Origin of the sequence: Streptomyces sp. NPDC059874 (assembly GCF_042731135.1) — a bacterium.
GTDB lineage: Bacteria > Actinomycetota > Actinomycetes > Streptomycetales > Streptomycetaceae > Streptomyces.
The window spans coordinates 1-12,592 of the sequence record NZ_JBHWJY010000066.1 but is presented as its reverse complement, the minus strand read 5'-3'; the positions used below and the strand labels follow the sequence as shown (position 1 = coordinate 12,592).

The following is a 12,592-nucleotide window of genomic DNA, read 5'->3' as shown; positions in this document are numbered from 1 at the left end:
GCGATGGCGGTGGCGAGCGGCACGAGCGACGGCGAGTACCTCGCGGCGCGGTTCGAGGAGCGACGCGAGCAGCTGCACGCGGTGGCGGTCCGGATGCTCGGCTCGGCGACCGAGGCGCAGGACGCGCTCCGGGAGGCCCGGCGGCTCCTGGACCACGCCGACGCCGGCTGGCTGACCGGTGTCGTCGCCCGGGTCTGCCTGGACCGGCTGCGGGCGCGGGTCGGCGTGCCCGTCGTCCCGTCCGGCCGCCCGGAGCGGGACGGGCCGCTCGCGGACTCGGTCGGGCTCGCGCTGCTCGTCGTACTGGACCAACTCGCGCCCGAAGAGCGGCTGTCGTTCGTCCTGCACGACCTGTTCGGGCTGCCCTTCGAGGAGGTCGCGCCGATCGTGGAGCGCGGTCCGGAGGAAGCCCGGCAGTTGGCGATCAGGGCCCGGGGGCGGCTGCGGGGTCGGGCGACGGCCGTATCGTCGACCGGGCCATGACCAATGACCAATGACCAATGACAAATGACCGATGAGCACTGAAGACCGAGATCTGAGGACTGAGCTGTTTGACGCACTCGATGTCACTGGTGGAAGCCCTGCGCGCGGCGGGCTGCGTCTTCGCGGAGGAAGAGGCGGAGCTGCTGGGCGGGGCCGCCCGGGACGACGCCCACCTGGCGGAGCTGTTGGCCCGTCGGGTGGGCGGTGAGCCGCTGGAACACGTCGTGGGGTGGGCGGAGTTCTGCGGGTTGCGCATGGAGGTGGGCGAGGGGGCCTTCGTGCCGCGCCGGCGCACCGAGTTCCTCGTGGACCAGGCGGTGGCGCTGGCCCGGCCCGGCGCGGTGGTGCTCGACCTGTGCTGCGGAGTCGGCGCCCTGGGCGCGGCGGTGGCGGCGCGGACCCCGGGCGGGGTGGAACTCCACGTGGCGGACATAGACCCGGCCGCGCTGGCGTACGCGCGGCGCAACGTGGCCCCGTACGGCGGCACGGTGTGGGAGGGCGACCTGTACGAGCCGCTGCCCGCCTCCCTGCTCGGACGGGTGGACGTGCTGGTGGTCAACGCCCCGTACGTGCCCACGGAGGAGATCGACCTCATGCCGTCCGAGGCGCGGGACCATGAGCCGCTGGTCTCCCTCGACGGGGGCGAGGACGGCCTGGACATCCACCGCCGGGTCGCGGCGGGCGCCCCGCGCTGGCTGGCCCCGGGCGGCCGCCTCCTGATCGAGACGAGCGCCCGCCAGTGCCCGTCGACGGCGGCGGCCCTGACCGCGGCGGGACTCACGACCCGGGTGGTCACCTCGGAGGAGCTCTACGCGACGGTGGTCATCGCCGAGGCCTGAGCCGGCCGCGAAACAGGGAGGTGGTCGAGATGGCCGAGGCGAAGAGCACCGAGACCGACTGCGACCGTCTGAGCCGGCTCGTGCCGCCGCCGGCCGTCCCCGTGGACGCCCACGGGGACTGGGCCGCCGCGGAGAGCGCGATCGGCACCCGGCTGCCCGACGACTACAAACGACTCGTCGAGATCTACGGCTGGGGAGAGTTCCGCGATTTCCTCTACCTCCAGACGCCGTTCGGTACGAGCAGGCACAACGGCATCGCATGGCAGAGGGCCCATCTCACGGGCTCTCCGGAACGGGACCGTGAGCGTTACCCGTACCCGCTGCACCCGGATCCCGGGGGACTCCTCGTCTGGGGCACCACCATGGACGCCGACCGGCTGTGTTGGCTCACCAGCGGCTCCCCGGACCGCTGGCCCGTCGTGGTGTGGGGCCGGGACGGCTGGTACGAGACCCATTCCATGGGCGCCGCCGCATACATCGAGGGGTGGGCCGCCGGACGGGTCGGCTCCCGTCTGCTCATGCAGGCGCAGCCCGGGCTCGCGCCCTGGTTCAACACCTTCCGTCCCCGTGTCGACCGGTGTCTGCGCCTGTCGGAAGGGCCCCTGACCCACGCCGAGCGCCTGCGGCTGCTGCGCGAGGCACTGGCGCCCGTCGCGGACCGGGGTTCGTGGCGCTGCGAGCACGACGGGACGCGACAGGACCACCTCGCCACCGTCGACACCGACTGGCTGCTCACCTACGACGAGTCCAACCCTCATACGATCCGCATCGGCTTCCCGCCGGAAGACCGGGAACGGGTCCGGCAGCGGCTCTTCGCCGCTGTTCGGCTCATGAGGTGCGAGATCCTCGAGATCACGACCGCGGCCGGCACCCCCTTGCCGACCTGGGACGCGGTCACGGACGAGGACGACGACGAGTAGCCCGGGCAGCCCGATCGGCTCGGACCGGGTGGGAGATGTTGCAAGCAGCTGCTTGCAAAAGTTAGCAAGGTGCGGCAGGATTCAGGCATGGCATCGCTCAACGTCGGAAATCTCGGCGAATACCTCCGTGAGCAGCGTCGGCAGGCCCAGCTCTCGCTGCGGCAGCTGGCCGACGCGGCGGGGGTGTCGAATCCGTACCTGAGTCAGATCGAGCGCGGGCTGCGCAAGCCGAGCGCGGACATCCTGCAGCAGCTGGCCAAGGCGCTGCGGATCTCCGCGGAGACGCTGTACGTGCAGGCCGGGATCCTGGACGAGCGGGACCGGGACGAGGTGGAGACGCGGGCCGTCATCCTCGCCGACCCGTCCATCAACGAGCGGCAGAAGCAGGTGCTGCTCCAGGTCTACGAGTCGTTCCGCAAGGAGAACGCGCTCGATGCGCCCGCCGCACCCGATGCGCCTGATGCACCCGCTGCACCCGACGTGCCCGAAGGGCCCGCCGACGAGATGCCGTCGAAGACGAACCGAACCTGATCCGGGAGGACCCGCACATGGCCATCGCCGATGACCTGAAGAAGACCCTCACCGACCCCACCCCGCTCTACTTCGCCGCCGGCACCGCCGACCTCGCCGTGCAGCAGGCGAAGAAGGTGCCGGGTCTCATCGAGCAGCTGCGCGCCGAGGCCCCCGCGCGCATCGAGGCCGTGAAGAACACCGACCCGAAGGTCGTGCAGGAGAAGGCCAAGGAAGCCGCCAAGGAGGCGCAGGAGGTCGTCACCGCCAAGGTCGCCGAGGTGCTCGGCGCGATCGACCCGAAGAAGCTCGGGGAGACCGCCCAGGACCTGGCGCTGCGCGGGGTCGGCGTGGCCGCGGAGTACGCCGTGCGCGCCAAGGAGACGTACGACAAGGTCGCCGAGCACGGTGAGCAGGCCGTCCGCGCCTGGCGGGGCGAGGTCTCCGAGGAGATCGTCGACATCGCCGTGGCCGTGGAGCCGGAGCCCGAGGCGGAGCCGGAGGCGACGTCGGAGCCGGTGGCCGAGGCCGCCCCCAAGAAGACCTCCGCGCGCAAGAGCGCCGCGAAGAAGGCCGCGGCCGCGCCGGCCGAGGAGAGCTGAGGCGTACGAGTGCGACGGGCCGGTCACCTGGAAGGTGTCCGGCCCGTTGTGGTTGATGTGGGCGCCTGTGCCGGTAGCTTGGAATGGGAAGTGGAAGCGCAGGCATGTGAACGCATGCGAACACGTATGAGAAGGCGGTCGCGCGATGCTGATGAACGGGTTCGATAACGGGGTGCTCCCGTTGCTCGGGTTCGCCATGCTGGCGCTCGCCGTCGTGGCCTTCGTGTTCGCGCTGCTGGCGCGCGAGGACGCCTACCGGGCGGCCGAGAAGCAGACCAAGACCTTCTGGCTGGTCATCCTCGGCATCACCGTCCTCGTGGACGCCTTCCTCGGGATGCTGTTCCTGCAGATCGCGGGCCTGGTCGCGACCATCGTGTTCTTCGTCGACGTGCGTCCGGCCCTCAACCAGGTCTCGGGCGGTGGCCGGCGCAGCGGTGGCAGCAGCAGTGACGGGCCGTACGGGCCCTACAACGGCGGACGGTAGTCCCTGCGGTGGTCCTCAGCTCTCGGCGCGCGAGAGCAGGACCACGGCCACGTCGTCGGTGAGCTCGCCGCCGTTGAGGCGGCGGGCCTCGGTGACGGAGGCCTCCAGCAGGCCTTCGCCGCTCAGGCCGCGGTCCAGGTGGCGGTTGATCATCTCGACCATGCCGTCCTGGCCGAGCCGCTCCTTGCCCTCGCCGATCCTGCCCTCGATCAGGCCGTCCGTGTAGAGCATCAGGCTCCAGGTGCCGCCGAGCTCGACCTGGCGGCGGGGCCAGCGGGCGCGCGGCAGCAGTCCGAGTGCCGGGCCGCTGTTCTCGTACGGGAGCAGCCGCGCGGCTCGGCCCGGCCTGGAGATCAGCGGGGCCGGGTGGCCGGCCAGGCACAGGCCCGCGCGGCGGCCGTCGGGGGCGATGTCGACCGTGCAGAGCGTCGCGAAGATCTCATCGCACGGCCGCTCGACTTCGAGGACCTCCTGGAGGGTGGCCAGCAGGTCGTCCCCGCACAGCCCGGCCAGGGTAAGGGCCCGCCAGGCGATGCGGAGCTCGACGCCGAGGGCGGCTTCGTCGGGGCCGTGGCCGCAGACGTCTCCGATCATGGCGTGGACGGTTCCGTCGGGCGTGCGGACGGTGTCGTAGAAGTCGCCGCCGAGCAGGGCCCGGCTGCGGCCGGGGCGGTAGCGGGCGGCGAAGCGTAGGTCGGAGCCTTCGAGGAGGGGAGTGGGGAGCAGGCCGCGTTCCAGGCGGGCGTTCTCCTGGGCGCGCAGTTTCGATTCTGCGAGCTTGTACTGGGCGATGTCCGCCCGTTTTCTCTCCACCGCGTAGCGGATGGCGCGGCTCAGCAGCCGGCCGTCCAGCTCGTCGCGGAACAGGAAGTCCTGGGCGCCGACCCGGACGGCCTCGGCGGCGCGCTCGGCGTCGGCCTCGGAGGTGAGGACGAGTACGGCGTGCCGGGGCGCGAGGCGGAGTACCTGGCGGAGGGTGGTCAGCCGGTCGACGGCCACGGTGGCGGCGCCGGCGCGGGAGCCCGTCTCGGGGAGGGACAGGTCGAGCAGGATGCAGTGCACGTCGGGGGTGAGCAGCCGCTCGGCCTCGACGAGGTTGCGGGCGGTGCGGAGCCGGATGCGGTGTCCGTCGGCGTCGAGGATCTCGGGGACCGTGAGTCCGCCGGCCGGGTCGTCCTCGATGACGAGGAGGGTCAGCGGGGTCGTGTGCGGGGTCGCCGACGAGGGGGTGGGGGCCGATGAGGGCGTCGCGGCCGGGGCCGTGCCCATGGCTGTGCCCATGGCCGTGGTGCTGGTGCCGGTGGCACCTGTGGCGGTGTGCAGAACGGCCTGACCGCTCGCCTCGGCAGGGGTCTCCCGCTGCCTCGGTACGGGTACGGGCATCGTCTCCGGTTCCTTCCCTCCCCCCGAGGGTGGTGCGCTCGTCCGGCAGACCCTAGCGGCCGGGCCGGGCGAGCGGAATGCCGTTGTGGGGCGGGGCCTCCGGCATATGCCGTTATCGCGGGGGAAATTCGGCCTCACTGGATGACAAACGTCACGGCGGGGGCGACTTCCGTCCCGCCTGGCGAGACGTCCGGCGCGACGCTTTGGTTGCCTTTGGACTCCGTCGGCGAGGTTGGATGCGCCCGCGCGCCGCTGCGGGGCTCCGCCCCGAACCCCGCTCCTCAAACGCCGGAGGGGCTGAAATCGCGCTCCGCGCAACCCAGCCCTCCGGTGCGAGGGTGCGGGCGCTGAGCACACGTGCGGGGCCCGGGGCGCAGCCCCGCACCGGACGGGGCCCGGTCCCGCCGGGGCCACCCCCGCCGAGCAACCCCGCAGGGGGCTACGCGTCCGGGCGGACGACCGCCTTGATCGGCATCGAGCCCGCGCCGGCGATCGTGACATTGCGGCCGGGGCGGGGGGCGTGGACCATCGCGCCGTCGCCGATGTACATCCCGACGTGGCTCGCGTCGTCGAAGTAGATGATCAGATCGCCGGGGCGCATGTCCTTGACCGCGACCTTCGGCAGCAGCCGCAGCTGCTCCTGCGAGGTGCGCGGGATGCCCTTGCCCGCCGCCCGCCAGGCCTGTGAGGTCAGCCCCGAGCAGTCGTACGAGCCCGGGCCCTCGGCGCCCCAGACGTACGGCTTGCCGATCTGCGCGGTGGCGAACTGCACGGCCCGCTTGCCGGCGTCCGTCGCGGCGCCGTTGACGTCCTTCATGGCGCCCGTCGACAGCCACGCCGTCTGCGCCTTGTACTGGGCTTCCTGCTCCAGCTGGATCAGCCGGGCCTTCTCCTCGGCCTGCAGCTTGTTCTCCAGCTCCTCCGCCGCCTTGATCTTCCCCTCGATCTCCTTCTTGGCGGCTTCCTGCTTGACCCGGTTGGCCTCCAGGATCGCCCAGCGCGCGCTCGCGTCGGCCGCGTACTGGCGCAAGTCGTTCTGGGTGCGGTCCAGTTCCGAGAGCATGTCCGAGGTGGCCTTCTCGCCCTGGCGCAACCGCTTGGCACCGTCGAGGAACTGGCTGGGGTCCTCGCTCAACGCCAGCTGCGCGCCGGGCGGCAGGCCGCCGGAGCGGTACTGGGCGCGGGCCGCGGCGCCGGCGCGGCTCTTGAGGGTGTCGATCCGGTTCTGCCCGGCCACGATCAGATTGGCGAGCTCCACGATCTTTTCCGACTGGGCCTTGGTCTCGGCCTCGGCCTGGTTGTAGGCGTCCGTGGCGGAGCCGGCCTGGTGGTAGAGGTCCTCTATCTCCTTGTGGACCTGCTCCAGGGACTTCACGCCCGGCTCCGGCGCCGCCGGTGCCGCGGGCGTCGCGTACGCCGTGCCCGTCGCAAGGCCCGGCGCCGTCAGAATCGCCATCGCGCACAGCAGTACGAGGGCGCTCGCGCCCCGCCTTTGCCTTCCGGCCCCCATGGTCCCCCCAGGCATCCTGAACTGACTATCCATCAGTAACTTCTTACTGCCTCCGGGATGGTGCCACGACTGGATGAAATCCAACACCCTTGCGGGTGTCTTCCGATCTTGCCCGCGTCGTCCGAGCCGCCGAACGACCGTCAGTCGGCGTGCCCGCGCCCCATTTCAGCGCCCCGTCCCCGACGACTCAACGGGCCACCCCCACCACCGGTTCCCCAGCGCGCCGTTTTCACCCCACCGGGCGCAAAGCCTCCCAGCGCACCGTCAGTTCCCCCTGCCGCCAGCGCCCCGGGCCGTCCGCCAGCGGCCAGTCGCCCGCCAGCGCCCGCGCCGTCCGGATCCAGCGCTGCCGCGCCCCGTAGGAGGCGTACGGAGCCGCCGCGGCCCACGCCCGGTCGAAGTCCCGCAGGAACGCGTGCACCGGCTCGCCCGGCACGTTCCGGTGGATCAGCGCCTTCGGCAGCCGCTCCGCCAGGTCCGAGGGCCGCTCCAGGGAGCCGAGCCGGGTCGCGAACGTCACCGTGCGCGCCCCCTCCGGGCCCAGCGCCACCCACACGTGCCGCCGCCCGATCTCGTCGCAGGTGCCCTCCACCAGCAGCCCGTCCGGAGCCAGCCGCGCGCACAGCCGCGCCCACACCTCCGCGACCCGCTCCTCGTCGTACTGGCGCAACACGTTCGCCGCGCGGATCAGGGAAGGACGCGCCCCACCGTCCAGCGGCACCTCGAAGCCGCCGTGCCGGAAGCTCAGCCCCTCCCGCTCGTACGGCTTCGCGCCCGCGACCCGCGCCGGCTCGATCTCGATGCCGACCACCCGCACCCGGGGCGCCGCCTCCCGCAGCCGCGCCAGCAGCTCGACCGCCGTCCACGGCGCGGCCCCGTAGCCGAGGTCCACCGCGACCGGCGCCTCGGCCCGGCGCAGCGCCGCCCCGTGGGTGGCCGCGATCCAGCGGTCCATGCGGCGCAACCGGTTCGGGTTGGTCGTCCCGCGCGTCACCGAGCCCACAGGGCGGCCGTGGGCACGGCTGGGGGAGGGGGACGAGGTGTTGCGGGAGGCCATGAGCCGAGGGTAAGCGGAGGGTCCGCGCGGCCGAAAAAATCGCCGGGCGCCGGGCGGGCGGTGAGAAAAGTCGAGGAAAACCGGACTCCCCGGAATGCGCGGGACGGCCATTCGGGTTGCACTCCTTGCAGGGCGCCCACCGCGCCCTCGCCGTCATGCCCACCCGCATGCCGTGTGATGTCCGTCCTGCCAGACCTGTCCCGCCGTCCGAGCGCCGTGAGCACCGTCCTAGCCGAGAGGAACTGCTCCCTTGAGCCAGTACGTGTCCCGCCTCAGCGGCCGCCTCGCCGCCGCCCGCGCCACCCGCCACGAGCCGCCGCGGCTGCGCCTGCCGGCCGCGGTCGGAGGCCACCGCAAGCCGCGCCGCGTCGCCATGCTCAGCGTGCACACCTCGCCGCTGCACCAGCCCGGCACCGGTGACGCCGGCGGGATGAACGTCTACATCGTGGAGCTGGCCCGCCGCCTCGCCGCGATCAACATCGAGGTCGAGATCTTCACCCGGGCCACCACCGGCGGGCTGCCGCCCGTGGTGGAAATGGCACCCGGGGTGCTCGTCCGGCACGTGGACGCGGGACCGTACGAAGGCCTCGCCAAGGAGGAGCTCCCCGCCCAGCTGTGCGCCTTCACCCACGGCGTCATGCAGGCCTGGGCCGGCCACCGCCCCGGCTACTACGACCTCGTCCACTCCCACTACTGGCTCTCCGGCCACGTCGGCTGGCTCGCCGCCGAACGCTGGGGCGTGCCGCTCGTGCACGCCATGCACACCATGGCCAAGGTCAAGAACGCCGCGCTGGCCGAGGGCGACACCCCCGAGCCCGCCGCCCGCGTCATCGGCGAGACCCAGATCGTGGCCGCCGCCGACCGGCTCATCGCCAACACCGCCGAAGAGGCCGACGAGCTCGTACGGCACTACGAGGCCGACCCCGGCAAGGTGGCCGTCGTCCACCCCGGCGTGAACCTCGACCGCTTCACCGTCGGCGACGGCCGCGCCGCCGCCCGCGCCCGCCTCGGCCTGCCGCAGGACGCCGTCATCCCGCTCTTCGCCGGCCGCATCCAGCCGCTCAAGGCCCCCGACATCCTGCTGCGGGCCGTCGCCGTCCTGGTCGACCAGGACCCCTCGCTGCGCCGCCGTCTCTTCGTCCCCGTCGTCGGCGGCCCCAGCGGGAGCGGCCTGGCCAAGCCGGAGGGGCTCCAGAAGCTCGCCGCGAAGCTCGGCATCGCCGACCTCGTGCACTTCCACCCGCCGGTCGCGCAGGACGGGCTCGCCGACTGGTTCCGGGCGGCGTCCGTCCTCGTCATGCCCTCGTACAGCGAGTCCTTCGGGCTGGTCGCGATCGAGGCCCAGGCCACCGGCACGCCGGTGCTGGCCGCCGCCGTCGGCGGACTGCCCGTCGCCGTCGACGACGGGTCCACGGGGATCCTCGTACCCGGCCACGACCCGGTGGACTACGCGAGGCAGCTGCGGCGCTTCATCGACCGGCCGGAGCTCACCGACCGGATGGGCGCGCAGGCCGCACGGCACGCGCAGTTCTTCGGCTGGGACACCGCCGCGAGCGCCACGGCCGACGTGTACACGGCAGCGATGCACGATCACCGCCGTCGCGTACGCTCCCACCATGGCTGACACCGCCGACACCGCCGCGATCATCGAAGGCGCCCTGACCGGCGCCGAGCTGAGCTGGGAGAGCCCCGAGCCGGGCTCGTACGTCGTCCAGCTCCCCGGCACCCGCAAGCTGAGCACCACCTGCTCGCTCCGGGTCGGCCGGCACTCCCTGTCGGTCAACGCCTTCGTGATCCGCCACCCCGACGAGAACGAGGCCGGCGTCCACCGCTGGCTGCTGGAGCGCAACCTCAAGCTGTACGGCCTGAGTTACGCCGTCGACCGCCTCGGGGACATCTACCTAACGGCCCGGCTGCCCCTCTCGGTGGTGAACCCGGAGGACCTGGACCGGCTGTTGGGCACCGTTTTGGAGGCTGCGGACGGTGCCTTCAACACCTTGCTGGAGCTGGGCTTCGCGAGCGCGATCCGCCGCGAGTACGAGTGGCGCGTCTCCCGCGGCGAACCGACCTACAACCTCGACGCCTTCAAGCACCTGACGCAGCCGACGCGCTGACGGGCGCGGCCTGCGGCGTGGCATCCACCGCGGCCTGCGGCGTGGCATCCACCGCGGCTTCCGGCGCGGCATCCATCGCGGCTTCGGCCGCGGCTTCCGGGGCCTGCGGTTCCGCGTCCGGGGTCGGCGGAAGGTTCCGCATCAGCATCCAGTACCCCACCCCCGCGACCGTTCCCAGGACCGCCGTCGTGCCCCACAGCCACTCCGCCCCGTACCGGTCGATGACCGCACCGGCCAGCAGCGGGGCGATCAGCGAGGCCACCGCCCACGACATCGTGTACATGCCCTGGTAGCGGCCCCGTCCGTGCAGCGGCGAGAGGCGCACGACCAGGCTCATCTGGGTCGGCGAGTTGATGATCTCGGCAAGCGTCCACACGCACACCGTCAGCGCGAGCGCCCCGACGGACCCGCCGAAGGCCGTCAGACCGAACCCGTACCCCGCCAGCAGCGCGGAGACCACCAGCAGCCTCTGCGGGTCCCGGTGCTCGATGAACCGCGTCAGCGGGATCTGCAGCAGCACGATCATCACACCGTTCACCGCGATGACCAGGCCGTAGTCGCCGGTGGTGAACCCCGCGGACCCCATCGCCAGCGGCAGGCCGAACGAACCCTGCATGAAGATCAGCGAGATCAGGAACGACAGCCCCACGACCCCCATGAACCGCCCGTCGCGCAGCACCGTCCCCAGCCCGATCTCGGGCTCAGCGGCCGCCGACGCGGCGTCACCCTTCTCGGGCCGGGACTCGGGCAGCTTCAGGTACACCAGGACCGCGCAGAGCAGCGTCAGCGCCGCCTCGCCCAGGAAGCCGGCGAGGTAGCTGTACTCGGCGATGAAACCGGCGACGGTCGCGGAGACGGCGAAGCCGAGGTTGATCGCCCAGTAGTTCAACGCGAAGGCCCGTACCCGGTCCTCGGGACGCACGATGTCGGCCATCATCGCCTGCACCGCCGGCCGGGACGCGTTCGAGGCCATGCCGACCAGCAGGGCCACCGCGGCGATGGCCGCCGGACGCTCCATGAAGCCCAGCAGTGCCACCGAGAGCGCGGTCGCGACGTTCGCCGCCAGCAGCGTCGGCCGCCGCCCGAGCCGGTCGGTCATCACGCCCGCGACGAGGGAGGAGATCACCCCGCCGAGTCCGTGAAGGGCGACCACAAGTCCCGCGAAGGAGGCCGAGTAGCCCCTGTCCAGGGTCAGGTACAAGGTCATGAACGTGGCGACGAAGGCCCCGAGCCGGTTGACCAGGGTGCTCGTCCACAGCCACCAGAACTCCGTCGGCAGACCCGACACGCTCTCCCGGGCGGCCCGTCTCATGCTCTCAACGGACATAAGGAATCCCCCCGGAGGCGTAAGTGTCACTCGACCGGTACGCACGTTACGAGTGGTTGCCTCGGGCGCGCTACTCGATTGACGCGGACAGTCAATCGACGCCCCCGGACACCGCGCGCGGGCGCCCCCGCACGTCCATTAGGCTCGTACGCATGGCCGACGCACCGTACAAGCTGATCCTCCTCCGCCACGGCGAGAGCGAGTGGAACGCGAAGAACCTGTTCACCGGCTGGGTGGACGTCAACCTCAACGAAAAGGGCGAGAAGGAGGCGGTCCGCGGCGGTGAGCTGCTCAAGGACGCCGGCCTGCTCCCCGACGTGGTCCACACGTCCCTCCAGAAGCGCGCGATCCGCACCGCGCAGCTCGCCCTGGAGTCCGCGGACCGCCACTGGATCCCGGTCCACCGCTCCTGGCGCCTGAACGAGCGCCACTACGGCGCCCTCCAGGGCAAGGACAAGGCCCAGACGCTCGCCGAGTTCGGCGAGGAGCAGTTCATGCTGTGGCGCCGCTCCTACGACACCCCGCCGCCGGCCCTCGAGGACGGCACGGAGTTCTCGCAGTCCGAGGACCCGCGCTACGCGTCGATCCCGCCGGAGCTGCGCCCGCGCACCGAGTGCCTCAAGGACGTCGTCGTCCGCATGCTGCCGTACTGGTACGACTCGATCGTCCCGGACCTGCTGGACGGCCACACCGTGCTGGTCGCCGCGCACGGCAACTCCCTGCGCGCGCTGGTCAAGCACCTCGACGGCATCTCCGACGCCGACATCGCGGGCCTGAACATCCCGACCGGCATCCCGCTCTCCTACGAGCTGGACGCCGACTTCAAGCCCCTCAACCCGGGCGGCACCTACCTCGACCCGGAGGCCGCCGCGGCCGCCATCGAGGCCGTCAAGAACCAGGGCAAGAAGTAACACCGCTCCACGAAACAGCCCCCTACCCGCGGTTTCCCCGCGGGTAGGGGGCTTTTCGCTGCCCGGGGGCCTCTGCGCCACGCGCGCGAACGAGCCACCCGACCTGCGGTTTCACCCGCGGGGCAGGGCTCGTCGTACGTCGGTCCGATGCGCGGGCCAGACGGGGGGATCGGTAGGGCCAAACGGGCGACGGACGGGCGGGAGCGGTGACCGGGGGCGGCGGCCGGGCGTTTCCCCGGCATGAAGATCAATCGATTCTCCGCGGTCGGCGCCCTCGCCGGCGTAGTCCTGCTGGCCGGTGGCGCCCCCGCGCAGGCGGATCCGCTGCTCGACCTCATCGACAACCTCAACATCTCGGACCTCAACGTCTCGCGGGTCCTCAGCAACCCGGCGGTCGTCGTGACCAACGGCGGCTCGACCACGCTCCAGCAGGCCGAGCCGCTGCTGGCGCC

14 protein-coding genes are annotated in these 12,592 nt (G+C 72.1%); 10 read left to right on the top strand and 4 right to left on the bottom strand.

Annotation, left to right across the window (positions count from 1 at the left end):
- Positions 1-3 precede the first annotated feature (3 nt).
- The 6 genes from ACFV9H_RS30065 to ACFV9H_RS30040 all read left to right on the top strand — a co-directional run bounded on the left by ACFV9H_RS30065 (position 4) and on the right by ACFV9H_RS30040 (position 3,838).
- Complete coding sequence (locus ACFV9H_RS30065) at positions 4-483, top strand: hypothetical protein (protein ID WP_385404298.1); 480 nt, start codon at positions 4-6, stop codon at positions 481-483.
- Positions 484-563: 80 nt separating this feature from the next.
- A complete protein-coding gene (locus tag ACFV9H_RS30060; protein ID WP_385404372.1) occupies positions 564-1,322 on the top strand; it encodes a putative protein N(5)-glutamine methyltransferase in 759 nt (252 codons plus the stop codon).
- Between the two features lie 29 nt (positions 1,323-1,351).
- Positions 1,352-2,242 carry an SMI1/KNR4 family protein gene (locus ACFV9H_RS30055; RefSeq protein ID WP_385404296.1) on the top strand — a complete coding sequence of 297 codons (891 nt, stop codon included), beginning with the start codon at positions 1,352-1,354 and terminating at the stop codon, positions 2,240-2,242.
- Between the two features lie 87 nt (positions 2,243-2,329).
- Positions 2,330-2,773 (top strand): helix-turn-helix domain-containing protein, encoded by a 444-nt coding sequence (locus ACFV9H_RS30050; protein WP_385404294.1) that lies wholly within the window; start codon positions 2,330-2,332, stop codon positions 2,771-2,773.
- Between the two features lie 17 nt (positions 2,774-2,790).
- Positions 2,791-3,354 (top strand): hypothetical protein, encoded by a 564-nt coding sequence (locus ACFV9H_RS30045; RefSeq protein ID WP_385404292.1) that lies wholly within the window; start codon positions 2,791-2,793, stop codon positions 3,352-3,354.
- A gap of 145 nt (positions 3,355-3,499) precedes the next feature.
- On the top strand, positions 3,500-3,838 hold the full coding sequence (locus ACFV9H_RS30040; protein ID WP_385404289.1) for a DUF2516 family protein: 339 nt from the start codon (positions 3,500-3,502) through the stop codon (positions 3,836-3,838).
- Positions 3,839-3,853: 15 nt separating this feature from the next.
- On the opposite strand, the gene ACFV9H_RS30035 is transcribed toward ACFV9H_RS30040, so the two are convergent.
- The 3 genes from ACFV9H_RS30035 to ACFV9H_RS30025 all read right to left on the bottom strand — a co-directional run bounded on the left by ACFV9H_RS30035 (position 3,854) and on the right by ACFV9H_RS30025 (position 7,788).
- On the bottom strand, positions 3,854-5,221 hold the full coding sequence (locus ACFV9H_RS30035; RefSeq protein WP_385404286.1) for a PP2C family protein-serine/threonine phosphatase: 1,368 nt from the start codon (positions 5,219-5,221) through the stop codon (positions 3,854-3,856).
- Positions 5,222-5,660: 439 nt separating this feature from the next.
- On the bottom strand, positions 5,661-6,677 hold the full coding sequence (locus ACFV9H_RS30030; protein ID WP_385404283.1) for an NlpC/P60 family protein: 1,017 nt from the start codon (positions 6,675-6,677) through the stop codon (positions 5,661-5,663).
- 283 nt (positions 6,678-6,960) lie between these two features.
- Positions 6,961-7,788 (bottom strand): class I SAM-dependent methyltransferase, encoded by an 828-nt coding sequence (locus ACFV9H_RS30025; RefSeq protein ID WP_385404280.1) that lies wholly within the window; start codon positions 7,786-7,788, stop codon positions 6,961-6,963.
- Positions 7,789-8,038: 250 nt separating this feature from the next.
- On the opposite strand from ACFV9H_RS30025, the gene mshA reads away from it, so the two are divergent.
- A complete protein-coding gene (gene mshA, locus ACFV9H_RS30020) occupies positions 8,039-9,412 on the top strand; it encodes a D-inositol-3-phosphate glycosyltransferase (RefSeq protein ID WP_385404277.1) in 1,374 nt (457 codons plus the stop codon).
- Complete coding sequence (locus ACFV9H_RS30015) at positions 9,405-9,902, top strand: YbjN domain-containing protein (RefSeq protein WP_385404275.1); 498 nt, start codon at positions 9,405-9,407, stop codon at positions 9,900-9,902. The genes mshA and ACFV9H_RS30015 overlap by 8 nt, the downstream gene beginning before the upstream one ends.
- Here ACFV9H_RS30015 and ACFV9H_RS30010 read toward each other — a convergent pair.
- On the bottom strand, positions 9,874-11,229 hold the full coding sequence (locus tag ACFV9H_RS30010; RefSeq protein WP_385404272.1) for an MDR family MFS transporter: 1,356 nt from the start codon (positions 11,227-11,229) through the stop codon (positions 9,874-9,876). The two genes, ACFV9H_RS30015 and ACFV9H_RS30010, sit on opposite strands and share 29 nt — an antisense overlap.
- 152 nt (positions 11,230-11,381) lie before the next feature.
- Here ACFV9H_RS30010 and ACFV9H_RS30005 point away from each other — a divergent pair, with 152 nt between their 5' ends.
- Both ACFV9H_RS30005 and ACFV9H_RS30000 read left to right on the top strand, forming a co-directional pair.
- Positions 11,382-12,140: a phosphoglyceromutase gene (locus ACFV9H_RS30005; protein WP_385404269.1), complete on the top strand. Its 759-nt coding sequence runs from the start codon at positions 11,382-11,384 to the stop codon at positions 12,138-12,140.
- Positions 12,141-12,380: 240 nt separating this feature from the next.
- A partial coding sequence (locus ACFV9H_RS30000) for a hypothetical protein (protein WP_385404266.1) occupies positions 12,381-12,592 on the top strand: 212 nt, incomplete at its 3' end.

Coding starts and splice junctions, on each gene's coding strand:
- ACFV9H_RS30065 (WP_385404298.1), top strand. CDS start 4: ATGGCGGTGGCGAGCGGCACGAGCGACGGCGAGTACCTCGCGGCGCGG.
- ACFV9H_RS30060 (WP_385404372.1), top strand. CDS start 564: ATGTCACTGGTGGAAGCCCTGCGCGCGGCGGGCTGCGTCTTCGCGGAG.
- ACFV9H_RS30055 (WP_385404296.1), top strand. CDS start 1,352: ATGGCCGAGGCGAAGAGCACCGAGACCGACTGCGACCGTCTGAGCCGG.
- ACFV9H_RS30050 (WP_385404294.1), top strand. CDS start 2,330: ATGGCATCGCTCAACGTCGGAAATCTCGGCGAATACCTCCGTGAGCAG.
- ACFV9H_RS30045 (WP_385404292.1), top strand. CDS start 2,791: ATGGCCATCGCCGATGACCTGAAGAAGACCCTCACCGACCCCACCCCG.
- ACFV9H_RS30040 (WP_385404289.1), top strand. CDS start 3,500: ATGCTGATGAACGGGTTCGATAACGGGGTGCTCCCGTTGCTCGGGTTC.
- ACFV9H_RS30035 (WP_385404286.1), bottom strand. CDS start 5,221: ATGCCCGTACCCGTACCGAGGCAGCGGGAGACCCCTGCCGAGGCGAGC.
- ACFV9H_RS30030 (WP_385404283.1), bottom strand. CDS start 6,677: ATGGCGATTCTGACGGCGCCGGGCCTTGCGACGGGCACGGCGTACGCG.
- ACFV9H_RS30025 (WP_385404280.1), bottom strand. CDS start 7,788: ATGGCCTCCCGCAACACCTCGTCCCCCTCCCCCAGCCGTGCCCACGGC.
- ACFV9H_RS30015 (WP_385404275.1), top strand. CDS start 9,405: ATGGCTGACACCGCCGACACCGCCGCGATCATCGAAGGCGCCCTGACC.
- ACFV9H_RS30010 (WP_385404272.1), bottom strand. CDS start 11,229: ATGTCCGTTGAGAGCATGAGACGGGCCGCCCGGGAGAGCGTGTCGGGT.
- ACFV9H_RS30005 (WP_385404269.1), top strand. CDS start 11,382: ATGGCCGACGCACCGTACAAGCTGATCCTCCTCCGCCACGGCGAGAGC.